This is a genomic window from Frigoribacterium sp. PvP121 (assembly GCF_017833115.1).
Lineage (GTDB): Bacteria > Actinomycetota > Actinomycetes > Actinomycetales > Microbacteriaceae > Frigoribacterium > Frigoribacterium endophyticum.
The window spans coordinates 1818900-1841456 of record NZ_JAFIBR010000001.1 but is presented as its reverse complement, the minus strand read 5'-3'; the positions used below and the strand labels follow the sequence as shown (position 1 = coordinate 1841456).

Genomic DNA, 22557 nt, shown 5'->3' with positions numbered 1-22557 from the left:
TGCACGACGGTAGCCTGGCCGGGATGTCCAGCCCCGCTCGGCGCCTGCGCCTGCCCTTCCTCGCCGCCACCGTCGCCGTGCTCGTGCCCGTGCTCGCGGGCTGCACCGCCGCCGTGCCGATGACGGCGGCCGACGACGCGAACGACCCGGCCTGCGCCCAGGTCACCGTCCACCTGCCCGAGCAGGTGGGCCCCGACAGCGCGCCCTACCAGCGGCGCGAGACCGACGCGCAGGCGACCGGCGCCTGGGGCTCCCCCACGGCCGTGCTGCTGCGCTGCGGCGTCACCGCGCCCGCCGTCTCCGACCTGCCCTGCTACCCGGTCGCCGGCGTGGACTGGCTCAGCGACCAGGACCCCGACGACCCCGACACCTACATCTTCACCACCTACGGCCGCACCCCGGCCGTGCAGGTGATCGTCACCGACGAGGTCGGCAGCACGCCGCTCTTCGACCTCGCCGACGCGGTGGGCTACCTGCCCAACGACGGGCGCGCCTGCGTGGGCGTCGGCGACCTGCCGGGCGGCGACGGCGGCGGTGCTGACGGGAGCGACGGCAGCGGCGGGGCCGGCGCCACCGAGGGCCCGACCGACGGCGGTGCGTCCACCGACGCGCCCCGCGACTCCCCCACGCCCTAGGCGGCGGAGAGGCCCGCGCACGGGCCCGGCGACCTAGCGGTCGGTCTCGAGGCCGAGCTCGACGAGCTCGGTGATCAGCTCGGGGTAGCTGAGCCCGCTGGCCAGCCAGCACGCCGGGAACATCGAGATCGGCGTGAAGCCGGGCATCGTGTTGATCTCGTTGACGACCCAGCCCTCCGCGGTGAGGAAGAAGTCGACGCGGGCCAGGCCGGTGCCGTCGATCGACTCGAAGGCGAGGGCGGCGAGGCGCTGCATCTCGGCCAGCTCGTCGTCGGCGAGCGGCGCGGGGCAGACCAGGTCGGCACCCGCGCCGCCGAGGTACTTCGACTCGAAGTCGTAGAACGTGTCGGAGCCGAGCACGATCTCGCCGGCGACCGAGGTGCGGGGTGCCCCACCGGCCCGGCCGCCGAGCACGGCGCACTCCAGCTCGCGGCCGACGAGGCCCGCCTCGACGAGCACCTTCACGTCCTCCGCGAGTCCGACCGCCATCGCCGCGGCGAGCTCGTCGGGGCCGTCGACGCGTGAGACGCCCACGCTCGAGCCGGCCCGGGCGGGCTTGACGAAGAGGGGGTAGCCGAGCTCGGCCACCGCGGTCGCGACGGCCTCGGGGTCGGCCTGCCACTCCGCGGCCCGGACGGTCCGCCAGGGGGCGACGGCGATGCCGGCCTGCTGCAGGACGGTCTTGGTGAAGTGCTTGTCCATGCCGACCGCGGAGGCCAGCAGGCCCGCGCCGACGTAGGGCAGGCCGACGAGCTCGAGCAGGCCCTGCACCGTGCCGTCCTCGCCGAAGCGCCCGTGCAGGATGGGGAAGACGACGTCGACGTCGCCGAGCAGCCGCACGCTGCCGTCGGCCTCGACGACGCTGAGCTCACGGCTGGTCGACGACTCCGGCCAGCGGACGCGCGTGCCGTTGTCGCGCACGACCGGCAGCGACACGGCGTCGAGGGCGAACAGGGCCGCGTCGTCGGGCTGGAGCGTGAACGCCCCGTCGGCGGTGATGCCGACCGGGACGACGTCGAAGCGGTCGCGGTCGATCGCCGCGAGCACGCCGCCGGCGGTCGCGCAGCTGATCGAGTGCTCGCTGGAGCGGCCGCCGAACAGCACGACGACGCGCTGGCGCCGCGGGGCGCCCGGCACGGCGCCGACGCCGGTGTCGGTCTCGGTCTCGGTCGAGGGGACGTCGGCCACGCCGGTGTCGGTCTCGCTGCTCATGGGGCCCCTCTGGGTCGTCGCGCCCGACGGGGTGACCGTGGGAGGCGCGGGTGGCGTTCGTGACGGAGCGTCGGCCCCGGCGTGGTGCCGGTCGCCCTCCCGCGGCTACTCGCCCTGCGGCTCGTCGGTCTCGGTGAGGTGCGGGGCGATGTTCCGCGGGTCCAGCGTACCGGCGAGGACGCCGGCGACCTGGGTCACGATGGGCATGTCGACCCCCCGTGACGCGGCCAGCTCGAGGATGGGGGCGACCGAGGAGAGCCCCTCCGCGGTCTGGTTCATCTGGCGCACGACGTCGCCGAACGCGTAGCCCTGGCCGAGCAGCCGGCCGGCGGTGTTGTTGCGCGAGAGCGGCGACTCGCAGGTGGCGATGAGGTCGCCGAGCCCGGCCAGCCCGGCCAGGGTCTCGGCCTTCGCCCCGAACGACACCGCGAAGGCCGTCATCTCGGCGAGGCCGCGGGTGATGATCGAGGCCTTCGTGTTCTCGCCGTAGCCGACGCCGTCGACGATGCCGACGGCCACCGCGATGAGGTTCTTGAGCACGCCGCCGAACTCCGTGCCGATCACGTCGGTGTTGACGAAGGACCGGAAGTACGGGTTCGTCGCCGTGGCCGCGACGGCCGTGGCGGTCTCGAGGCTGCGCGACGAGACGACGGCCGCGGTCGGCTGCCGCTTGGCGATCTCGAGGGCGAGGTTCGGGCCGGAGGCGACGGCGATGAGGTCGGGGTCGATGTCGAGCTCCTGCTCGATGACCTGGCTCATGCGGAGCCCGGTCGCCTTCTCGACGCCCTTCATGAGGCTGATGACCGGGACGCCGTGCGGCACGAGCTCGCGCACCGCGGCGAGGTTCTCACGGAGGGTCTGGCTCGGTACGGAGAGGTACACCTGCTCGGCCCCGGCCAGGGCCGCGGCGACGTCGGTCGTGGCGACGAGGGTGCGGGGCAGGTTGATGCCCGGCAGGTAGTCGCTGTTGCGCTTGCTCTCGGTGATCTCGCGGGCGAGCTCGGGGCGGCGCGCCCAGAGCGTCACGTCGGCGCCGCCCTCGGCGAGCACCTTCGCGAAGGTCGTGCCCCAGCTGCCGGAGCCCAGCACGGCGACCGTGCGCGGGATCGCGCTGCGCATGACGACGGAGATCGCCTCGGTCGTGACCGCGCCCTCGCCGAGGGCGCCGATGGCGTCCTCGCGGCTGGCGCCCTCGCTCGTGCCCTGGCGGTCGTCGCTGCTACTCAAAGCGGCCGGTCTCCTTCTGGTCCTTCGCGTGCGGGTCCCACGGCTCGGCCGGCGGCGACTCGTCGCGCAGCTCAGCCAGCAGCTCGGTCACCCGGCGCATCACGAGCGCCGTCGCCTCGGCGTACGCCGCCTGGTCGAGCGGCCGGCCGCGCCACGGCGACAGGTCGACGGGGTCGCCGATCGCCGCGAGGATGCGCTTCCGCGGGAAGAGGCTGAGCTTCGAGGAGTAGCGGCCCATGACCTGCTGGCTGCCCCAGTGGGCCATCGGCACGAGGGGCACGCCGGCCTCGATCGCGAGGCGGACCGCCCCGCTCTTGCCCTTCATCGGCCAGAGGTCGGGGTCGCGGGTCAGCGTGCCCTCGGGGTAGATGATCACCCCGCCGCCGCTCGTGGCGAGGGCACGGCCCGCGGCGAGCGGGTCGCTCGCGTGCGTCGGTCCGCCACGCTCGACGGGAACGTGCCCCATGGCGCGCATCAGCGACCCGAAGACCGGCACCCGGAAGAGCGACGCCTTTGCGAGGAACCTCGGCACGCGGCCCAGGGTCCACATCAGGCGCGCCACGACCACGGGGTCGATGTTGGTGCAGTGGTTGGGCGCGAGCACGAAGGCGCCCTCGTTCGGCAGCTTCTCGGCGCCGCGGACCTCGATCACCGCGAGGCGGTCGAAGAGCGGCGCCCCGACGGCGGCGACGGCACGGAAGACCGCGCTCTTCTCCTTGCCCCGGCCGAAGCGGCCGACGCGGCGGGCAGGCTGGACGACGGGCACGTCGGGGTCGGCGGGACCCCCGTGCGCGCGGGCGGCGTCGCTCACGCCGGGCTAGCCCTGGAAGTCGAAGTCGGCGCCCAGCTTGCGCAGCTTCGCGATGAAGTGCTCGTAGCCACGGCTGATGATGCCGACGTTGGTGATCTTCGACTCGCCCTCGGCGGTCAGCGCCGCGATGAGGTGGCTGAAGCCGCCGCGCAGGTCGGGCACGCGGATGTCGGCGCCGTGCAGCGCCGTCGGCCCGGTGATGACGGCGGCCTGCTCGAACTCGCGGCGCGCGACCCGGCGGTCGTGGCCGGGCAGGCCGTCCTTGTGGACGACGATCTGCGCGCCCATGTCGTTCAGCGCCTCGGTGAACTGGAAGCGGTTCTCGTAGACGGTCTCGTGCACGATCGAGGTGCCCTGCGCCTGGGTCAGCGCGACGATGAGGGGCTGCTGCCAGTCGGTCATGAAGCCGGGGTGCACGTCGGTCTCGACGACGACGGGCTTGAGCTCGCCGCCGGGGTGGAAGAAGCGGATGCCGTCCTCGTGGACGTCGAAGTCGCCGCCGACCTTGCGGAAGACGTTGAGGAACGTCATCAGGTCTTTCTGGTCGGCGCCCTCGACGAAGATGTCGCCCTTGGTCGCCAGGGCCGCGGAGGCCCAGCTGGCGGCCTCGTTGCGGTCGTTGATCGCTCGGTGCGTGTACCCGCGGAGGCTCTTCACGCCCTCGATGAAGATGACGCGGTTGGGCTCGACCGAGACCACGGCGCCCATCTTCTGGAGGATGGCGATGAGGTCCATGATCTCGGGCTCGATCGCCGCGTTGCGGAGCTCGGTGACCCCGTCGGCGAGGACGGCCGTGAGCAGGACCTGCTCGGTGGCGCCGACGCTCGGGTAGGGCAGCTCGATGTTGGCGCCCTTGAGGCCGTCGGGGGCCGTCAGGTGGATGCCGTTGTACGACTTGTCGACCACGGCGCCGAAGGCGCGGAGCGCGTCGAGGTGGAAGTCGATCGGGCGGTCGCCGATGCGGCAGCCGCCGAGGTCGGGGATGAACGCCTCGCCGAGACGGTGCAGGAGGGGGCCGCAGAAGAGGATCGGGATGCGGCTCGAGCCGGCGTGCGCGTCGATCTCGGCGAAGTGCGCCGACTCCACGTTCGACGGGTCGAGGATCATCTCGCCGCGTGCCGGGTCGGTGATCCGGACGCCATGCACGGAGAGCAGGCCACGCACCACGTTGACGTCGCTGATGTCGGGGACGTCGCGGAGGATGCTGGGGGTGTCGCCGAGGAGGGCCGCGACCATGGCCTTCGTGGCCAGGTTCTTCGCGCCCCGGACCTCGATGCGGCCGATCAGCGGCTTGCCGCCGCGGATGACGATCTCGTCGCTCTTCAGACCCACTCGGGCTCCTGCTGCTGCTGCGTCTTGGACAAGGGAGTTCACTTCTTCACCGGCAATGTCTTCGGGCGCCAGGCGGCGCGTCGGGATTCGAATTCTGTGATGGCCGCTTCGTCGCGGAGCGTCAGCCCGATGTCGTCGAGACCCTCGAGCAGGCGCCACTTAGTGTAGGCATCGACCTCGAACGACACGGTCAGGTCGCCCGCCGTGGCGGTCTGCGCCTCGAGGTCGACGGTCATCTCGAGGCCGGGCGTGGCCTCGAGCACCGCCCAGACGCGCTCGACGTCGGCCTCGTCGACCACGGCGCTGAGCAGGCCCTGCTTGCCCGAGTTGCCGCGGAAGATGTCGCCGAAGCGGGCGCTGAGGACGACGTCGAAGCCGAAGTCGCGGAGGGCCCACACGGCGTGCTCGCGACTCGAGCCGGTGCCGAAGTCGGGCCCCGCCACGAGGACGCGCGCGCCCTGGTACTCGGGTCGGTTCAGCACGAAGTCCGGATCTTGCCGGGCGGAGAAGAAGAGGGCGTCCTCGAACCCGGTCTTCGTGACCCGCTTGAGGAACTCGGCCGGGATGATCTGGTCCGTGTCGACGTTGCTGCGCTTCAGGGGCGCGGCCACTCCGGTGACGGTCGTGAACTTCTGCATCAGGCGGCGCCTCCGGCCAGCTCGGCGAGCGCGGGCGAGGTCTCGGCGCGCTCGGCGAGGAGCGCGTCGTGCACGGGGGTGCCGGCGAGGTCGTCGAGGTCGCCCGGGGCGGAGAGCGTGCCGCGCACGGCGGTCGCCGCCGCGACGAGCGGGGAGACGAGGTGCGTGCGACCGCCCTTGCCCTGCCGGCCCTCGAAGTTGCGGTTGCTCGTCGAGGCGCAGCGCTCGCCCGGGGCGAGCTGGTCGGGGTTCATGCCGAGGCACATCGAGCAGCCCGCGAAGCGCCACTCGGCGCCGAAGTCGGTGAAGACCTTGTCGAGGCCCTCGGCCTCGGCCTCGAGCCGGACGCGCGCGGAGCCGGGGACGACCATGACGCGGACGCCCTCGGCCTTGGTGCGGCCGGCGATGACGGAGGCGAAGGCCCGCAGGTCTTCGATGCGGCTGTTCGTGCAGGAGCCCATGAAGACCGCGTCGACCGGGATCTGCTTCATCGGGGTGCCGGCCTCGAGGGCCATGTACTCGAGCGCGCGCTCGGCGGCGGCGCGCTCGTTCGGGTCGGCGACGGCGGTCGGGTCGGGCACCGAGTCGCTGAGCGACACGCCCTGGCCCGGGTTCGTGCCCCAGGTGACGAACGGCTCGAGGGTGTCGGCGTCGAGGAAGACCTCGGCGTCGAACACGGCGTCGTCGTCGGTCGGCAGCGTCGTCCAGTAGGCGACCGCGTCGTCCCAGTCGGAGCCGGTCGGCGCGTGGTCGCGGCCCTCGAGGTAGTCGAAGGTCGTCTGGTCGGGGGCGACCATGCCGGCGCGGGCGCCGGCCTCGATCGACATGTTGCAGATCGTCATCCGCCCCTCCATCGAGAGGGCCCGGATCGCGCTGCCGCGGTACTCGAGCACGTAGCCCTGACCGCCGCCGGTGCCGATCTGGGCGATCACGGCGAGGATGATGTCCTTCGCGGTCACGCCGGGGCGCAGCGTGCCCTCGACGGTCACGGCCATGGTCTTGAAGGGCTTGAGCGGCAGGGTCTGCGTCGCCATCACGTGCTCGACCTCGCTGGTGCCGATGCCGAACGCCATCGCGCCGAAGGCGCCGTGCGTCGAGGTGTGCGAGTCGCCGCAGACCACCGTGATGCCCGGCATGGTGAGGCCGAGCTGCGGGCCGACGACGTGGACGATGCCCTGCTCGGCGTCGCCCAGCGGGTGCAGCCGGACGCCGAACTCGGCCGTGTTGCGGCGCAGGGTCTCGATCTGGGTGCGGCTCGTGAGGTCGGCGATCGGCCGGTCGATGGCGAGCGTCGGGGTGTTGTGGTCCTCCGTCGCGATCGTGAGGTCGGTGCGGCGGAGCGGACGACCGGCCTGGCGGAGGCCGTCGAAGGCCTGCGGGCTGGTCACCTCGTGCACGAGGTGGAGGTCGATGTAGAGGAGGTCGGGCGCGCCGTCCTCCCCCTTGACGACGACGTGGTCGTCCCACACCTTCTCGGCAAGCGTCCTGCCCACGGGCACGCCCCTCTCCAGAGCTCTTCTCAGCGGAATGATCGTCGAAGTCTACGCCAGGGCCTGCCCGGCGACGTGAGGTGCAAGCGGCGAGGCCGACGCCGCATTCCCGCGCCGCCGAGCGGCCTCCGAGCGCCCCCGAGCGCCCCCGAGCGCCCCCGGCGAGGGTTCCGAATAGCATGACGGCACCCGTCGCGCGGTCGACGGGGCCCTCGACGAGGAGGCCGACGACAGCATGGCGGGAGCGGACGGGACGACGCGGGCGCCCAGGCCTCGGCCGTCTCCCCTGCGACGGATCGTCGTCGCCGCCCTGGCCGTGGTCGCCGCGAGCGCCCTCGTCGCCGTCGGCGGCACGGCCGCGTCGCCGCGCTACGCCGACGGCGCGCCCTGGGGCGGCACGGCGGTGGACGACCTCCGCAACGCCCCGACCGGCACGGCCTGGTCGCTCGACCTGGCCGAGCGCCTGGCCCCCGACGTGCCCCGCCGCTGCCTGCACTTCTGGCCCTCCCCCGCGGTGGACGGGCTCGTCGCCGTCGGGGCCTCCGTCGACCTCGACCCGGGCACGGCCTCCGGCGGGCCCGACTGCCGCCGTGCCGCCCTCGACGACGGGGCGAGCCGCGTGGCCCTCGTCGACTCGCGCGACGGCCGGGTGCGCTGGGTGCACGACCTGGCCGACGACCTCGACGACACCGACCCCCTGAGCATCCCGGCGAGCCAGGTCGTGCCCGCGGCCGGCCGGGTGCTGGTGCAGACCCAGACCACCGGGTCGACCGTGCTCGTCGCCCTCGACCTCGGGGACGGCCGGGGGCTGGAGTCCACCCGCGGCCGCCGCGACGTGCCCTCGATCAGCGTCTCGACCGTGGGGCGGCTGCAGCTGCGCACCTCCTCCGGGGCGATCGGCTCGCCCGACCGGTACTCGCTCGTGGACGCGGCCGCCCTCGACGACCCCGTGTGGGAGGGGCGGGTCGACGCCGGCACGACGCCCCAGCTGCTCCCCGACGGGCTCCTCGTCGTCGTCGACGGCCGCGCCGTGCGGGTCGACGGCCGGACGGGCGAGGTCAGCCCGTCGGCCGCCGCCGCCGACGTGGTCGCGACCGCCCCCGACGCAGGCGACGTGGCCTGGACGCTCGGCCGCGACGCCGACGGCCGGCGCTCCGTGTCGGCCATCGACGCCGACGGCGACCTGCTCTGGTCCGTGCCGAGCCCGACGCCGCGCCTCTCGGCCACCGACGGCTGCGTCCTCACTACCGACGACGGCGGCACCACGGCCACCTGCCTCGACCCCCGCAGCGGGCAGGGCCGGTGGACGACCGAGCTCGCCGCCGCGTTCTCGGCCTCGGCCGCCCCGGGCCAGACGGGCGGCGACCTCTACGCCGTCGTCCAGTCCGACGACGGCGCTCGCCTCACCGCCCTCGCCGCCGCCGACGGGCGGGTCCGGTGGCGGGCGCCGCTGGGCGTCCTCGACGAGGTCGCCGCGGCGTCGCGGACCGTCGTCTACGTCCGCACCGACGGCTCCCCGACCGCGGGCCGGGGCCTCAGCGCCTACGACGCCGCGACGGGCGCCCGGCTCTGGTCGCTCCGCTCCGACGACCGGGTGTCGTTCTGGGGCGGGGGCCTGGTCTCGATCGACGGCCTCGGCGTGGCGACGCGACTCGTCGACCGCACCCGCGTGGTGGCCCCCGGGCCGGCCGGAGGCGCGGCGTGAGCCCCGAGGAGCGGCCCGGCTGGGCCCCGGCGCGACCCGCCCCGGACGTCGCCGTGTGGGAGGCCGACCGGCGCGGGTCGGACGGCACGGCCACGGAGCCCCGGAGGGACGGCGACGAGGCCCCCGCCGTCGACGGGGCAGGACAGCCCGGACGAGGCCAGGCCGTGCCGGGGCCGCGCCGGCCCGCGTGGTGGCGCCGCGCCTCCCGCGGGCGCCGCCTCGCCCTCGGCTACGCCGCGCTGCTGCTGGCCGCCGCCCTGCCCGCGGCCCTCCTCGCCCCGGGCCAGCCGGAGTACGGCGCCGAGTCGCCGTGGCGGGGCGTCGAGACGGTCGACCTGCGGCAGGAGCCGACGACCGGGTGGTCCGTCGCGCTCGCCGAGACCCTCGCCCCCGGGTTCCGCCCCGCGTGCCTGCGCTTCCCGACCGCGACGGTCGACACCGGCCGCGTGCTCGTCAGCGCGGGGCCGGGCTGGACGTACGGCTTCGCGAACGACGCGGGCTGCGGCAGCGAGACGACCGGCGTCGGCTCCCGTCTCGCGCTGCTCGACACCGAGCGGGGCGCCTTCAGCTGGGTGCACGACGTCGCCGACGACGCGGCCCGGCTCGGCCTCGACGGGCCGGTCGACGTCGTCGCGGCCTCGCTCGCCGGAGACACGGGCCTCGTCGTCGTCCGCGTCGTCGCGGGCGAGCGGGCGGTGCTGCTCACGCTGGCGCTCGCCGACGGCACGACGGTCGGCGCGTCGGAGCCGCGGGCGACGACGGAGACCGACAGGTTCCAGGCGGCGGGCACGGTGGTCGTCACGGGGCGCCAGCCGGCGGCCGGGGCGCGCTACAGCTACGAGCTGCGCGACGTCCGCGACCTGCGTCGGGTGACCTGGGCCGGGCGGGGCACGACGAGCGGCACCGTGCTGGCCCTCGACGACCGGCTGGTCGTCGCGACCCCCGAGGGCACCCTGCAGGTCGACCCGACGTCGGGCGTGGCCCGCCCGTGGGGCACGCGCCTCGACGAGCTGTCGGGGCACCTCGTCCACGACGGGCTGCTGATCGGGCCGACCGGCGCGGACGGCGGCGTGACCGCCCGCGGCGCGGACGGCGAGGTGCGGTGGCGCTCCCCCGCGGGCGTCCGCGGCGCCCTCGACGAGGGCCGGTCGTGCCTGCTGGTCAGCGACGTCGACCGCGACCGCCTCACCTGCCTCTCGTGGACGACCGGCCGGGCCACCTGGAGCCGCGAGGGGCTCGGGGCCACCGGCGCGGCCGGGGTGGTCGGGCAGACCGACGACCGGGTCTACGCGAGCTCCTCGGCACCGGGCGACCGGCCGCTCGAGGTGCAGGCGCTGGACGGCGCGACCGGGCGCACCCTGACCCGCTTCGACCTGCCCACCGGTGCCGTGCTCGCCGCCGTCGGCCGCACCGTCGGCTACGCCCTCGCGTACGGCAGCTCCGGCGGGCGCTCGACGGTGGTCGCCTACGACCTCGCGAGCGGCGAGCGGCTGTGGACCCACACCGGGCAGCTGCAGGTCTCGATCTGGGCCGGGCACCCCGTCGACGTCGACGTCGAGGGCCGGGCCGGCGAACTGGCCGCCCCGGAGGCGCGGGTCGTCCCCGGCGGGTGAGCGACGCGCCCGGGGCGCGTCACGACTAGAACACGTGTTCGAACGGAGCGTAGGGTGACGCCATGGTCATCCCGTTCACCGCCTCGCTGCTCGACTCCCTCGACGACGGCCCCGAGCTGCTCCCGCTCGCCGGCCGCGTGCGACGGCTCGAGCTCGGCGACGGCGCGTGGCTCGACCTCGCGCCCGGCTGGGCGACCGCGTCCGACGCCCTGTTCGAGCGGCTCGTCACCGACGTGCCCTGGCAGGCCGACCGCCGCACCATGTACGACCGCGTCGTCGAGGTGCCGCGCCTCGTCTCGTCGTACGGCGTCGGCGACGCCCTGCCCGACCCCGTCCTCGCCGCGGCCCGTGACGACCTCAACGAGCACTACGCCCGGCGGGGCGCGCCCGACGAGCAGCTCTTCCGTCGTGCCGGCCTGTGCTTCTACCGCACCGGCGACGACAGCATCGCCTGGCACGGCGACCGGGTCGGCTCCGGCCTCGGCCGCGACACGATGGTCGGCATCCTGTCCCTCGGCGCTCCCCGCACCCTCGCCGTCCGCTCGCGACGCACGGGGCGGGTCGACAGGTTCCCGCTCGGCCACGGCGACCTGCTCGTCATGGGCGGCAGCTGCCAGCGCACCCATGAGCACGCCATCGCGAAGACGAAGAAGGCGGTCGGGCCGCGCATCTCGGTGCAGTTCCGCCCCCGGTGGGACGAGGGAGTCGCGGGGCGCGGCACGCAGACCGGTGCCGCCCCGAGGGCGTGACGACGAGCACCCCGGCCCGGCGCTAGGCGGCCGGGGGCACCTCGAGGGCGACCCGCGCCTCCCCCGGGCCCCCGCAGACGGCGTCGCCGCCGACGCGCTCGAAGCGGAGCCCCGCCGTGCGAGCGGCAGCGAGGACGAGGCCGACGTCGCCGCCGTCGGACCACGCCCGCACGTCGACCTCGTCGGGGAAGGAACCGTCCGGCGACGTCGACCCGCCCCAGGACGCGATCACCCAGGTGCCGTCCGGAGCCCGCTCGGCCGGGCCGGGCCAGAGCCACGGCCCGACGTCGGGGCCGTCGGCGGCCGGCCCGCCGCTGTCGGGGCCGCCCCACGACTCGGGGGGCGACGACGCAGCGCCGACGGGCACGAGCTCGACCACCGCCACGCGCTCGACGGCCCCCGTCACCTCGACGACGACGGTCGTGCCCCAGGCGACGGCCGGGCAGGCCACGACGGGCCCGCCGAGCGGCCTCAGGGCGAGCAGGACGGCGCCGGCCGTGACCACGAGGAGGCAGCAGAGCCCGACGAGCAGGCCCACGCGTGTGGTCCGGTCGGAGGGCATGCCCCGAGCATCGACCACGGGAGGCGGGTCGTCGAGGGCGACGGCCGGGTCGTGACCGAGACGTGACGACGTCGCAGGCGCACCGGGGGGGGGCGAGACGCCCCGGAACGACGAATCCCGCCCGGCGTGTGCCGGGCGGGATCTCGTGGTTGCTGAACGGTGGTGGTAACCGAACAGATCGGTGACCCCAACGGGATTCGAACCCGTGTTACCGCCGTGAGAGGGCGACGTACTAGGCCACTATACGATGGGGCCGTTTTTGCAACTCGTCGAGTATGCCACAGCCTCACGAACGAGTACAAATCGAGCCCGCTCCGCGTGTCGCGGAGCGGGCGTACAGTCGGCCGCATGCGCCTGACCAAGCTCGAGCACGCCGCCTTCGTCGTCGAGGAGGACGGGCGGAAGCTCGTCGTCGACCCCGGCTCCTTCACCACTCCTCAGGTCGACCTGCACGACGTCGTCGCCGTGGTCGTCACCCACGAGCACGCCGACCACTGGACCCCCGACCAGCTCGGCCACCTGCTGGCCACGAACCCCGACGCGACGATCTACGGCCCGGCCGGGCTCGCGGGGGCCGCCGCGGGGTTCGACGTCCACGTCGTGGCCGACGGCGACACCGTCGAGGCGGGGCCCTTCACCCTGTCCTTCCACGGCTCCCGCCACGCCGTCATCCACGAGTCGATCCCCGTCATCGACAACGTGGGGGTGCTCGTCAACGGCCGCCTCTTCTACCCGGGCGACGCGTTCACCGTCCCGCCCGTGCCGGTCGAGACCCTGGCGGCGCCGGTCGGCGCGCCCTGGCTGAAGATCGGCGAGGCGATGGACTACGTGACCGCCGTGGCGCCCACGCGGCTCTTCCCCGTCCACGAGCAGACGCTGTCGGCGGCGGGCTTCGGCATGCACGCCGACCGGCTGCGGGCGAGCGTCGAGGCCCTCGGGGGCACGGCCGTCGTCCTGGCGGCGCACGAGTCCCTCGAGGTCTGACCCGCGACTCCGCCCGGCCCGGCCCACACCGCACCGCACACGACGGCGCCCCGCCTCCCGACCGGGAGACGGGGCGCCGTGTCGTCCAGGGCCCGGAGGGCGCTAGAGGGTCACGTCGATCTCGCGCAGCAGCTGCGCGTCGATCGCGACGCGGACCGTCTCGAGCAGCTCGTCGGGGGCGGGGCTGTCGATCGTGAGGACGCTGAGGGCCTGGCCGCCCGCGCTGCGACGGGCGATCTGCATGCCGGCGATGTTGATGCCGGCGTCGCCGAACTCCTTGCCGTAGACGGCGACGATGCCGGGACGGTCGCCGTAGACCATGACGAGGTGGTGCGCGGCGATCGGCACCTCGACGTCGTAGCCGTTGATCTCGACGATCTTCTCGACCTGCTTCGTGCCCGTCAGGGTGCCGGAGACGCTGATCTGGCCGCCGTCGCTGAGCGAGCCGCGGATGGTCAGGACGTTGCGGTACTCCTCGCTCGTCGGGTCGGTGAGCAGCCGCACGGTGATGCCGCGCTGCTCGGCGAGCAGCGGCGCGTTCACGTAGCTGACCGACTCGCTGACGATGTTCGTGAAGACGCCCTTGAGGGCCGCGAGCTTGAGCACGCTGACGTCGTGCTCGACGAGGTCGCCGCGCACCTCGACGTCGATGCTGGTGAGGGGCGAGTCGGCGAGCCCGGCGAACACCTGGCCGATCTTCTCGAGCAGCGGGATGCCGGGGCGCACGTACGGGTCGATGACGCCGCCGGCGACGTTGACCGCGTCGGGCACGAGCTCGCCGCCGAGGGCCAGGCGGACGGACTTGGCGACCGACACGCCCGCCTTCTCCTGCGCCTCGTCGGTCGACGCTCCGAGGTGCGGGGTGACGACGACGTTCTCGAGGCCGAGCAGCGCCTGGTCGACCGGGGGCTCGGAGGTGAAGACGTCGAGGCCGGCGCCGGCGATCTCGCCCGTGGTGAGGGCCGTGTAGAGGTCGGCCTCGTCGATCAGGCCGCCGCGGGCCACGTTGACGACGAACGCGGTCGGCTTCATGGCCTTCATCTGCTCGAGGCCGATCATGCCCGTCGTCTCGGGCGTCTTCGGCATGTGGATCGTGACGAAGTCGGCGGTGGCCAGCAGCTCGTCGAGCGAGAGCAGGGTGACGCCGAGCTGCTGAGCGCGGGCCGGCGTGACGTAGGGGTCGTAGGCGACCACGTTCACCCCGAACGCCTGGAGGCGCGCGGTGATGAGGGCGCCGATGCGCCCGAGGCCGACGATGCCGACGGTCTTCTCGAAGAGCTCGACGCCGGTGTACTTCGAGCGCTTCCACTGCCCCTGGGCCAGCGCGGCGTGCGCGGCGGGGATGTGGCGGGCGAGGCTGAGGATGTGGCCGACGGTGAGCTCGGCGGCCGAGATGATGTTCGACGTCGGCGCGTTGACGACCATGACGCCCGCCGTGGTGGCGGCCTTGATGTCGACGTTGTCGAGGCCGACGCCCGCACGGGCCACGACCTGGAGGTGCGGCGCCGCCGCGATGGCCTCGGCGTCGACCTGCGTCGCGGAGCGGACCAGGATCGCGTTCGCCTCCGCGAGGGCGGCGAGCAGCGCGGGGCGGTCGGTGCCGTCCACGCTCCTCACGTCGAAGTCGGGGCCGAGGGCCTCGACGGTGGCGGGTGAGAGCTCTTCAGCGATCAGAACGACGGGCTTGGCCACGGAGACAGGGTCCTAACGAGAGGGTGCAGGGGGGCGCCGCGACGCGCCGTGGGCGCGGCTGCTGGTCACTCTAGCGACTCGTCGGAGGGCCGAGGCGCAGATGACGCCGGCCTCCCCCGGGGGCGCGCACCGCGACTCCCCCGCCCGCGTCCGCGGCCGTCGCCGCCGCGGCGGCGCGCCCGTCAGATGCTGAGCACGTACGCCGTGAGGCTCAGCGACGCCGCCGCGACCGCCGCGAGGCCGGTGGCGAAGACGAGGGCGACCCGACCGAGGGTGCGCCGGCGCGCGACGAGGAGGGCGACGACGTACGCGACCGGGGGCAGCAGCACGTTGGCCCAGAGGGCGGCCCACGGCGGCGACGCCGCGAGCGAGCCCACGCCCACCTCGTCGAAGAAGGCGTTGTTCTGGTAGCGGACGTCCTGCGGCACGAGCACGAGGTTGGTCACGGCCTCCGAGAGGTCGTAGGCGGCCAGCAGCCCGGCCAGGGCGGCGATGAGGACGAAGCCGACGCGGGGGCCCCGACGGGCGGGGCGCGGGTCGGAGGAGGCGGTCGCTCCGCTGCGCGCGGCGCTCACGCCCCGCCTCCGATCACGAGCGGCCAGGGGGCCAGGAGCACGGCGCCGACGGCCATCACCAGCAGGCGGCGACCGGAGCGCTGCGACGGCACCAGCAGGATCACCGCGACGAACCAGAGCAGCGGGGCGACGAGGGCGAGGAAGACGCCGGTCAGCCACAGCGTCGTCTGGACGTGCTCGACGAGGCCGCCGCCGAACGCGACCAGGAACTGGTCGCGCGAGACGATCCAGCCGACGCTCGAGAGCAGGGCGACGCCGCCGAGGACGCCGTGCCCCACGAGGGAGGCGCTGCTCATGACCTGGGGAGCGTCGGGGTCGATCTCGTCGTCGTGCGTCGCGGCTGCAGGACCCTCGACGTGGCTGGCGTCCGACTCGTCGCCCCACGAGAGCGCGTCGTCCGCACCGTCGTCGTCGAGATCGAGGTCGACGTCGCGGTCGATCTGCTCGGACGCGGTCGCGTCGGCGTGGTCGTGGCGGCCGGCCGACCCGGAGGGCCGGGGGTCGGTCATGCCGTGAGCTTGGAGGAGACCGCCTCCACCAGGGCGGCGGAGAGCGGGTGCCCCGCCTCGACGCCGGTGAGGGTCACGGTCAGCTCGTCGGCAGGCCGACCGGAGCGCAGCAGCGCCTGCAGCTCGACGCTCTCGGCGTCGTCGGCGACGTCGAAGTCGAGGGCGGCACGGACGGCACGGACGAGCGCGTCGCTCGGGAGGCCCCGCTCGGCGAGCTGCGCCGCGGGTCCGACGAAGCGCTCGTGACGGCCCAGCTTGCGGAGCGGCCCGCGGCCGACGCGCTCGGTGGTGTCGGGCAGGTGCGGGTTCGAGATGCGCACGAGGTTCTTCTCGATGTAGCTCTGCTGCTCGTCGGCGTCGAGCTCGTGCTTCGCGACGAGCAGCGCCTTGGTCTCGGCGAGGGCGGCGCGCACCTCGGCGTGCACGGACTCGTCGGCGAGCGACTCGCGGATGCTGCCCAGCCCGCGCGCGAAGCCGTGGTAGGCCGCGGCGGCGTGGGCCGTGTTGACGGTGAAGAGCTTGCGCTCGATGAACGGCTCGAGGTCGGGCACCCACGTGACGCCGTGGATCTCGGGGCGGTGCTCGCCGAACGGGCCGCTCTCGACGACCCACTCGGAGAAGGACTCGATGGTGACGTCGAGCGACCCCGCGGGCTGCTCGGGCACGATGCGGTCGATGGCGCAGTTCGCGAAGACCGCGTTCTCGGCCGGGTCGGCCTGGCGCACGGCCTCGGCGAGGGAGTCGGTGGCGTTGATCGCGTTCTCGCACGCGATGACCGTGAGCGGCGGCAGCGCCGCGTCGCGCTGGGCCAGCCCGCGGGCGATGACCGGAGCCACGAAGGGCAGGATGCGGGCGCCGACCGCGGTGGTGACGACGTCGGCGGTCGCGATCTCGGCGACCAGGGCCTCCTCGTCGGTGCGGCTGTTGACGGCGCGGTAGCCGTCGACGACGGTCGTCCGGCTGTCTTCGCCGACCTCGTGCACCTCGTACGACGACTGGGACTGCAGCAGCCCGATCAGCTCGTCGTTGACGTCGGCGAACACGACCTCGTAGCCGCTCGCGTGCAGGAACTGCGCCACGAAGCCACGACCGATGTTGCCCGCACCGAAGTGCACTGCCTTCTTGCTCATCGCCATGCCCTAGATCATGCCACGGGCCGCCTGGTCGCCCCGACACCGACGACGCCCCCCTCCGGTCGGAGGGGGGCGTCGTCAGTGCTCGGCGACCAGCTAGCGCGCAGCGCTGCCGTCGCCCGTCGGCGGAGCCGACCGATGTCGCCAGCGTGCGCCGACTACGGCGACGTCAGCGCGCAGCGCTGCCGTCGCCCGTCGGCGGAGCCGACCGATGTCGCCAGCGTGCGTCGACCACGGCGACGTCAGCGCACAGCGCTGCCGTCGCCCGTCGGCGGAGCCGACCGATGTCGCCAGCGTGCGTCGACTACGTCGACGTCAGCGCGCAGCGCTGCCGTCGACGTAGTCGGAGTCCGTCTGCTTCCAGGCGAACAGGGCGCGGAGTTCCTGGCCGGTGGCCTCGATGGGGTGCGCCTCGCCCTTGGCGCGCAGCTCCTTGAACTCGGGGGCGCCCGCGTCCTGGTCGTCGATGAAGCGCTTCGCGAACGCGCCCGACTGGATGTCGGCCAGGACGGCCTTCATGTTCTCCTTCACGGAGGGGTCGATGACGCGCGGGCCGGAGACGTAGTCGCCGTACTCGGCCGTGTCGGAGACGCTCCAGCGCTGCTTGGCCAGGCCGCCCTCCCAGATCAGGTCGACGATCAGCTTGAGCTCGTGCAGCACCTCGAAGTAGGCGATCTGCGGCTGGTAGCCGGCCTCGGTCAGCGTCTCGAAGCCGTACTGGATCAGCTGCGAGGTGCCGCCGCAGAGCACGGCCTGCTCGCCGAAGAGGTCGGTCTCGGTCTCTTCGGTGAAGGTCGTCTTGATGCCGCCGGCACGGAGGCCGCCGATGCCCTTGGAGTACGACCAGGCGAGGTCCCAGGCGGAGCCGGAGGCGTCCTTCTCGACGGCCACGATCACGGGCACGCCGCGGCCGGCCTCGAACTCGCGACGGACGGTGTGGCCCGGGCCCTTGGGGGCGACCAGGACGACGTCGACGCCCTCGGGCGCCTCGATGTAGCCGAAGCGGATGTTGAAGCCGTGGCCGAAGACGAGCGCCTTGCCCTCGGCGAGGTTCGGGGCGATGTCGTCGGCGTAGACGTGGCGCTGGACCTGGTCGGGGGCGAGGACGACGATGACGTCGCCCCAGGCCGAGGCCTCCGCGGGGGTGTGGACCGTGAAGCCGGCCTCCTCCGCCTTGGCGCGGCTCTTCGAGCCCTCCTTGAGGCCGATGACGACCTCGACGCCGGAGTCGCGGAGGTTCAGCGCGTGGGCGTGGCCCTGCGAGCCGTAGCCGATGACGGCGACCTTCTTGCCCTGGATGAGGGACAGGTCGGCGTCGTTGTCGTAGACGATCTCAGTCACAGTGGTGCTTCTCCTCGGTTGTCGACGGATGTCGTGTCGGTGGGTCGTGCAGCAGGAGGCGCGGGCCGGGAGCCCGGGGCCGCCTAGTTCTTGAAGACGCGGTCGGTGATCGACTTGGCCCCGCGGCCGATGGCCAGGAGGCCCGACTGCGAGATCTCCTTGATGCCGTAGGGCTCGAGGACGCGCAGGAGGGCGGTGGTCTTGCCGGTGTCGCCGGTCACCTCGATGACGAGGGCGTCGGTCGAGACGTCGACGACCGCGGCCCGGAACAGCGTCACGGCCTCGAGCACCTGCGAGCGGGTGGTGTTGTCGACCCGGACCTTGATCAGCATGTGCTCGCGCTGCACCGACTGCGAGTAGTCGAGCTCGACGATCTTGATGACGTTGACCAGCTTGTTGAGCTGCTTCGTGACCTGCTCGAGCGGGAGCTCCTCCACGTCGACGACGACCGTGATGCGGCTGAAGCCCTCGAGCTCGCTCTTGCCGACGGCGAGGCTCTCGATGTTGAAGCCGCGGCGGGCGAAGAGGCCCGCGACGCGGGTCAGCAGACCGGGCTTGTCCTCGACGAGGAGGCTCAGGACGTGGCTCATGCGTGCTCTCCGGTCATGTCGCCGTCGCGGGTGGTGTCGGACGCGCTGCTGCCCGGCGCCTCGTCGTCCCACTCCGGGGCGAGCGCACGGGCGTGCTGGATCTCGGAGTTCGAGACGCCCTGGGGCACCATCGGCCAGACCATCGCGTCGCGGCTGACGACGAAGTCGATGACGACCGGGCGGTCGTTCGTCTCCAGCGCCAGCTGGATGGCGGCGTCGACCTCGTCCTCCGTCCGGACCCGGATGCCGAGGGCGCCGTAGGCGTCGGCGAGCTTCACGAAGTCGGGCACCATGCGGGTCTCGTGGCCCGTGTTCAGGTCGGTGAACGAGTGGCGGCCCTCGTAGAAGAGGGTCTGCCACTGGCGCACCATGCCGAGCGACGAGTTGTTGATGATCGCGACCTTGATCGGGATGTCGTTGATGACGCAGGTCGCGAGCTCCTGGTTGGTCATCTGGAAGCAGCCGTCGCCGTCGATGGCCCAGACCACGCGGTCGGGCTGGGCGACCTTGGCGCCCATGGCGGCCGGGACGGAGTAGCCCATCGTGCCCGCGCCTCCCGAGTTCAGCCAGGCGTGCGGGCGCTCGTACTGGATGAACTGGGCGGCCCACATCTGGTGCTGGCCGACGCCGGAGGCGTAGATCGCCTCCGGGCCGGAGAGCTGGCCGATGCGCTGGATGATCGCCTGCGGCGACAGCAGGCCGTCGTCGGGCTCGGTGTAGCCGAGCGGGAACTGCTCGCGGAGCCCGTCGAGGCGCTCCCACCAGGCGGCGATGTCGGGCTTCCGCCCGCCGGTCACCTCGGCGAAGGCGCTGGCGAGGTCGGGGATGACGACCTTCGCGTCGCCGACGATAGGCACGTCGGCGATGCGGATCTTCGAGATCTCGGCCGGGTCGATGTCGACGTGGACGACCTTCGCGCCGGGCGCGAAGAGGTCGGCCTTGCCGGTGACGCGGTCGTCGAACCGGGCGCCGAGGGCGATGATCAGGTCGCTCTCCTGCAGGCCGAGCACGGCCGGGACGGTGCCGTGCATGCCGGGCATGCCGAGGTGCTGCGCGTGGGTGTCGGGGAAGGCGCCGCGGGCCATCAGCGTGGTGACGACGGGGGCGCCGGTGAGCTCGACCAGGGTCTTGAGCTCGGCCGAGGCGCCGGCGCGGATGACGCCGCCGCCGACGTAGAAGACCGGCTGCTTCGCCTCGGCGATCATCTGGGCGGCCGCGGTGATCTGCTTGCCGTGGGCCTTGGTCACGGGGCGGTAGCCGGGCAGGTCGACGACCGGCGGCCACACGAACGGCGCGCTGTTCTGCTGCGCGTCCTTCGTGATGTCGACGAGCACGGGGCCGGGGCGGCCGGTGCTGGCGATCTGGTAGGCCGCGGCGAGGGTCGCCGGGATGTCCTCCGGCTTCGTCACGAGGAACGAGTGCTTGGTGATCGGCATCGTGATGCCCACGATGTCGGCCTCCTGGAAGGCGTCGGTGCCCATCAGCGTCGAGAAGACCTGGCCGGTGATCGCGAGCAGCGGCATGCTGTCCATGTAGGCGTCGGCGATGGCGGTGACGAGGTTCGTCGCGCCGGGGCCGGAGGTCGCGATGGCGACGCCGACGCGCCCGGAGGCCGCGGCGTAGCCCTCGGCCGCGTGGCCGGCGCCCTGCTCGTGGCGGACCAGGATGTGGCGGATCGCGGTCGAGGCCATCAGCTCGTCGTAGAACGGGATGATGGCGCCGCCCGGCAGGCCGAAGACGTCGGTCACCCCGAGGTGCTCGAGCGACCGGAGGATCGCGCCGGAGCCGGTGAGGACCTCGGGAGGCGCCGGGGCGTCGGAGCCGGGGCGGGCCGCCGGGCGCGCGGCGGCACCGGGCAGCGGGGTCGTGTCGTGGGGCATCGGAGGCGGTTCCCTCTTCGTGGTGGTGGACGGTGTGACGGAGGTCAGCCGACGACGATCGCGCGGGCCCGGTGGAGGCGGCGGGGACGGTCGTCTAGTAGGTGACGGCGCCCTCCGCGGCGGAGCGGACCTGGCGCGCGTACTTGGCGAGGACACCGCGGGTGTAGCGCGGGGGAAGAGGAGCCCAGCCGTCGCGGCGGGACTCGAGCTCGGCGGGATCGACGAGTAGGTCGATGGACCGAGCAGCGATGTCGACCCGAATCAGATCACCATCGCGCACGAAGGCGATCGGACCTGCGTCGACCGCTTCGGGAGCCATGTGGCCGATGCACAGGCCGGTTGTGCCGCCTGAGAATCGTCCGTCCGTCAAGAGTAGTACATCTTTTCCGAGCCCTGCGCCCTTGATGGCCGCCGTGATGGCGAGCATCTCGCGCATGCCGGGGCCGCCCTTCGGGCCCTCGTAGCGGATGACGACGACGTCGCCCGCGACGATGCGGCCCTCGGTGAGGGCGTCCATGGCGCCGCGCTCGCGCTCGAACACCTTCGCCGGCCCCTCGAAGAGCGAGGCGTCGAAGCCGGCCGTCTTGACGACCGCGCCCTCGGGGGCCATCGTGCCGCTGAGCACGGTGAGGCCGCCCGTCGCGTGGATGGGGTCGTCGAGCGTGCGGAGCACCTCGCCGTCGAGGGGGGCGGGCTGGATGTCGGCGAGGTTCTCGGCGACCGTCTTGCCGGTCACGGTGAGGCAGTCGCCGTGCAGCAGGCCGGCGTCGAGGAGCGCCTTCATGACGACGGGCACGCCGCCCATGCGGTCGACGTCGTTCATGACGTACTTGCCGAACGGCTTGAGGTCGCCGATGTGCGGCACGGTGTCGCCGATGCGGTTGAAGTCGTCGATGGTGAGGTCGACCTCGGCCTCGTAGGCGATGGCCAGCAGGTGCAGCACGACGTTCGTCGAGCCGCCGAAGGCCATGGCGACGGCGATGGCGTTCTCGAACGCCTCCTTGGTGAGGATGTCGCGCGTGGTGATGCCGAGCCGCAGCATGTTCACGACGGCCTCGCCCGAGCGGTGGGCGAAGTAGTCGCGGCGACGGTCGGCCGAGGGCGGCGAGGCCGAGCCGGGCAGGCTCATGCCGAGCGCCTCGGCGACGCTCGCCATGGTGTTGGCCGTGTACATGCCGCCGCAGGCGCCCTCGCCCGGGACGATCGCGCACTCGATGGCCTTGAGGTCGGCGTCGCTGAGGTTGCCGGCCTTGTGGGCGCCGACCGCCTCGAACGAGTCGATGATCGTGACGTTCTTCTCGGTGCCGTCGCTGAGCTTGACCCACCCGGGGGCGACGCTGCCCGCGTAGAGGAAGACGCTCGCCAGGTCGAGGCGGGCCGCGGCCATCAGCATGCCGGGCAGCGACTTGTCGCAGCCCGCCAGCAGCACCGAGCCGTCGAGGCGCTCGGCGTTCATGACGACCTCGACGCTGTCGGCGATGACCTCGCGCGACACGAGCGAGAAGTGCATGCCCTCGTGGCCCATCGAGATGCCGTCCGAGACGGAGACCGTGCCGAACTGCAGCGGGTACCCGCCGCCGGCGTGCACGCCCTCCTTGGCGCCCTGCGCGAGGCGGTCGAGCGACAGGTTGCAGGGGGTGATCTCGTTCCAGCTGCTGGCGATGCCGATCTGGGGCTTCTCCCAGTCGCCGTCGCCCATGCCGACGGCACGCAGCATGCCCCGGGAGGTGGTGGCTTCGACGCCGTCGGTGACGACGCGGCTGCGCGGCTTGATGTCGACCTCGGGCTGGGTGTCCTTCACTGGCATGGGTCGAGTTTAGGGCCCGCCGCCGTCAGCGACGCCCACGCGCCGCACGCCGGCGTCGGCGACCCGGCCCGG

20 protein-coding genes and 1 tRNA gene are annotated in these 22557 nt (G+C 73.4%); 5 read left to right on the top strand and 16 right to left on the bottom strand.

The genetic code is table 11. The annotated features are described in order from the left end of the window. Window positions 1-23: 23 nt before the first annotated feature. On the top strand, window positions 24-635 hold the full coding sequence (locus tag JOE43_RS08585; RefSeq protein WP_209517034.1) for a DUF3515 family protein: 612 nt from the start codon (window positions 24-26) through the stop codon (window positions 633-635). 33 nt (window positions 636-668) lie between these two features. On the opposite strand, the gene JOE43_RS08580 is transcribed toward JOE43_RS08585, so the two are convergent. From JOE43_RS08580 to leuC, 6 genes are all read right to left on the bottom strand, one after another. Next, window positions 669-1847 (bottom strand): D-alanine--D-alanine ligase family protein, encoded by a 1179-nt coding sequence (locus JOE43_RS08580; protein ID WP_209517033.1) that lies wholly within the window; start codon window positions 1845-1847, stop codon window positions 669-671. 105 nt (window positions 1848-1952) lie between these two features. Further along, window positions 1953-2966: an NAD(P)H-dependent glycerol-3-phosphate dehydrogenase gene (locus JOE43_RS08575; protein ID WP_209519144.1), complete on the bottom strand. Its 1014-nt coding sequence runs from the start codon at window positions 2964-2966 to the stop codon at window positions 1953-1955. Between the two features lie 100 nt (window positions 2967-3066). Next, window positions 3067-3885, bottom strand: a complete 819-nt coding sequence (locus tag JOE43_RS08570; protein ID WP_235491151.1) for a 1-acyl-sn-glycerol-3-phosphate acyltransferase — start codon at window positions 3883-3885, stop codon at window positions 3067-3069. Window positions 3886-3891: 6 nt separating this feature from the next. Then, on the bottom strand, window positions 3892-5259 hold the full coding sequence (murA, locus tag JOE43_RS08565) for a UDP-N-acetylglucosamine 1-carboxyvinyltransferase (RefSeq protein WP_056053530.1): 1368 nt from the start codon (window positions 5257-5259) through the stop codon (window positions 3892-3894). Next, window positions 5256-5855 (bottom strand): 3-isopropylmalate dehydratase small subunit, encoded by a 600-nt coding sequence (gene leuD / locus JOE43_RS08560; protein WP_209517030.1) that lies wholly within the window; start codon window positions 5853-5855, stop codon window positions 5256-5258. The genes murA and leuD overlap by 4 nt, the downstream gene beginning before the upstream one ends. After that, window positions 5855-7348 carry a 3-isopropylmalate dehydratase large subunit gene (gene leuC / locus JOE43_RS08555; protein WP_374072947.1) on the bottom strand — a complete coding sequence of 498 codons (1494 nt, stop codon included), beginning with the start codon at window positions 7346-7348 and terminating at the stop codon, window positions 5855-5857. The genes leuD and leuC overlap by 1 nt, the downstream gene beginning before the upstream one ends. 232 nt (window positions 7349-7580) lie before the next feature. Here leuC and JOE43_RS08550 point away from each other — a divergent pair, with 232 nt between their 5' ends. The 3 genes from JOE43_RS08550 to JOE43_RS08540 all read left to right on the top strand — a co-directional run bounded on the left by JOE43_RS08550 (window position 7581) and on the right by JOE43_RS08540 (window position 11412). After that, window positions 7581-9050 (top strand): PQQ-binding-like beta-propeller repeat protein, encoded by a 1470-nt coding sequence (locus tag JOE43_RS08550; protein WP_209517028.1) that lies wholly within the window; start codon window positions 7581-7583, stop codon window positions 9048-9050. After that, window positions 9047-10663, top strand: a complete 1617-nt coding sequence (locus JOE43_RS08545) for a hypothetical protein (RefSeq protein WP_209517025.1) — start codon at window positions 9047-9049, stop codon at window positions 10661-10663. The genes JOE43_RS08550 and JOE43_RS08545 overlap by 4 nt, the downstream gene beginning before the upstream one ends. A 62-nt stretch (window positions 10664-10725) precedes the next feature. After that, window positions 10726-11412: an alpha-ketoglutarate-dependent dioxygenase AlkB gene (locus JOE43_RS08540; RefSeq protein WP_209517023.1), complete on the top strand. Its 687-nt coding sequence runs from the start codon at window positions 10726-10728 to the stop codon at window positions 11410-11412. A gap of 22 nt (window positions 11413-11434) precedes the next feature. Here the strand turns inward: JOE43_RS08540 and JOE43_RS08535 are convergent, their stop codons facing one another. Continuing rightward, window positions 11435-11974, bottom strand: a complete 540-nt coding sequence (locus JOE43_RS08535; protein ID WP_209517021.1) for a hypothetical protein — start codon at window positions 11972-11974, stop codon at window positions 11435-11437. 182 nt (window positions 11975-12156) lie between these two features. Next, window positions 12157-12229, bottom strand: a tRNA-Glu gene (locus tag JOE43_RS08530). A 93-nt stretch (window positions 12230-12322) separates the two neighbouring features. Here JOE43_RS08530 and JOE43_RS08525 point away from each other — a divergent pair. Beyond that, the gene (locus tag JOE43_RS08525; RefSeq protein WP_209517019.1) at window positions 12323-12958 is read left to right on the top strand and encodes an MBL fold metallo-hydrolase; all 636 of its coding nucleotides are present in this window, start codon (window positions 12323-12325) and stop codon (window positions 12956-12958) included. 102 nt (window positions 12959-13060) lie between these two features. Here JOE43_RS08525 and serA read toward each other — a convergent pair whose 3' ends face one another. The 8 genes from serA to ilvD all read right to left on the bottom strand — a co-directional run bounded on the left by serA (window position 13061) and on the right by ilvD (window position 22485). Further along, the gene (gene serA, locus JOE43_RS08520; RefSeq protein ID WP_056053508.1) at window positions 13061-14650 is read right to left on the bottom strand and encodes a phosphoglycerate dehydrogenase; all 1590 of its coding nucleotides are present in this window, start codon (window positions 14648-14650) and stop codon (window positions 13061-13063) included. A gap of 182 nt (window positions 14651-14832) precedes the next feature. Then, a complete protein-coding gene (locus JOE43_RS08515; RefSeq protein ID WP_209517017.1) occupies window positions 14833-15225 on the bottom strand; it encodes a hypothetical protein in 393 nt (130 codons plus the stop codon). Then, window positions 15222-15734 (bottom strand): hypothetical protein, encoded by a 513-nt coding sequence (locus JOE43_RS08510; protein ID WP_209517015.1) that lies wholly within the window; start codon window positions 15732-15734, stop codon window positions 15222-15224. The genes JOE43_RS08515 and JOE43_RS08510 overlap by 4 nt, the downstream gene beginning before the upstream one ends. Then, a complete protein-coding gene (locus tag JOE43_RS08505; protein WP_209517013.1) occupies window positions 15731-16870 on the bottom strand; it encodes a mannitol-1-phosphate 5-dehydrogenase in 1140 nt (379 codons plus the stop codon). Before JOE43_RS08505 ends, JOE43_RS08510 begins: the two co-directional genes overlap by 4 nt. Before the next feature lie 312 nt (window positions 16871-17182). After that, window positions 17183-18208, bottom strand: a complete 1026-nt coding sequence (gene ilvC, locus JOE43_RS08500; protein ID WP_056053498.1) for a ketol-acid reductoisomerase — start codon at window positions 18206-18208, stop codon at window positions 17183-17185. Between the two features lie 83 nt (window positions 18209-18291). Continuing rightward, complete coding sequence (ilvN, locus tag JOE43_RS08495; RefSeq protein ID WP_056053495.1) at window positions 18292-18798, bottom strand: acetolactate synthase small subunit; 507 nt, start codon at window positions 18796-18798, stop codon at window positions 18292-18294. Further along, entirely contained in the window at window positions 18795-20678 is a 1884-nt protein-coding gene (locus JOE43_RS08490) for an acetolactate synthase large subunit (RefSeq protein WP_167258803.1), read from the bottom strand. Before JOE43_RS08490 ends, ilvN begins: the two co-directional genes overlap by 4 nt. 94 nt (window positions 20679-20772) lie before the next feature. Further along, window positions 20773-22485: a dihydroxy-acid dehydratase gene (ilvD, locus tag JOE43_RS08485; protein ID WP_056053492.1), complete on the bottom strand. Its 1713-nt coding sequence runs from the start codon at window positions 22483-22485 to the stop codon at window positions 20773-20775. Window positions 22486-22557 lie beyond the last annotated feature (72 nt).

Excerpts from the sequence above, each read along its gene's own strand:
- ilvN (WP_056053495.1), bottom strand. The coding sequence starts at position 18,798 with ATGAGCCACGTCCTGAGCCTCCTCGTCGAGGACAAGCCCGGTCTGCTG.
- leuD (WP_209517030.1), bottom strand. The coding sequence starts at position 5,855 with ATGCAGAAGTTCACGACCGTCACCGGAGTGGCCGCGCCCCTGAAGCGC.
- ilvD (WP_056053492.1), bottom strand. The coding sequence starts at position 22,485 with ATGCCAGTGAAGGACACCCAGCCCGAGGTCGACATCAAGCCGCGCAGC.
- JOE43_RS08490 (WP_167258803.1), bottom strand. The coding sequence starts at position 20,678 with ATGCCCCACGACACGACCCCGCTGCCCGGTGCCGCCGCGCGCCCGGCG.
- JOE43_RS08550 (WP_209517028.1), top strand. The coding sequence starts at position 7,581 with ATGGCGGGAGCGGACGGGACGACGCGGGCGCCCAGGCCTCGGCCGTCT.
- JOE43_RS08535 (WP_209517021.1), bottom strand. The coding sequence starts at position 11,974 with ATGCCCTCCGACCGGACCACACGCGTGGGCCTGCTCGTCGGGCTCTGC.
- JOE43_RS08525 (WP_209517019.1), top strand. The coding sequence starts at position 12,323 with ATGCGCCTGACCAAGCTCGAGCACGCCGCCTTCGTCGTCGAGGAGGAC.
- JOE43_RS08585 (WP_209517034.1), top strand. The coding sequence starts at position 24 with ATGTCCAGCCCCGCTCGGCGCCTGCGCCTGCCCTTCCTCGCCGCCACC.
- JOE43_RS08575 (WP_209519144.1), bottom strand. The coding sequence starts at position 2,966 with ATGCGCAGCGCGATCCCGCGCACGGTCGCCGTGCTGGGCTCCGGCAGC.
- JOE43_RS08580 (WP_209517033.1), bottom strand. The coding sequence starts at position 1,847 with ATGAGCAGCGAGACCGACACCGGCGTGGCCGACGTCCCCTCGACCGAG.
- JOE43_RS08505 (WP_209517013.1), bottom strand. The coding sequence starts at position 16,870 with ATGGCGATGAGCAAGAAGGCAGTGCACTTCGGTGCGGGCAACATCGGT.
- JOE43_RS08510 (WP_209517015.1), bottom strand. The coding sequence starts at position 15,734 with ATGACCGACCCCCGGCCCTCCGGGTCGGCCGGCCGCCACGACCACGCC.
- JOE43_RS08540 (WP_209517023.1), top strand. The coding sequence starts at position 10,726 with ATGGTCATCCCGTTCACCGCCTCGCTGCTCGACTCCCTCGACGACGGC.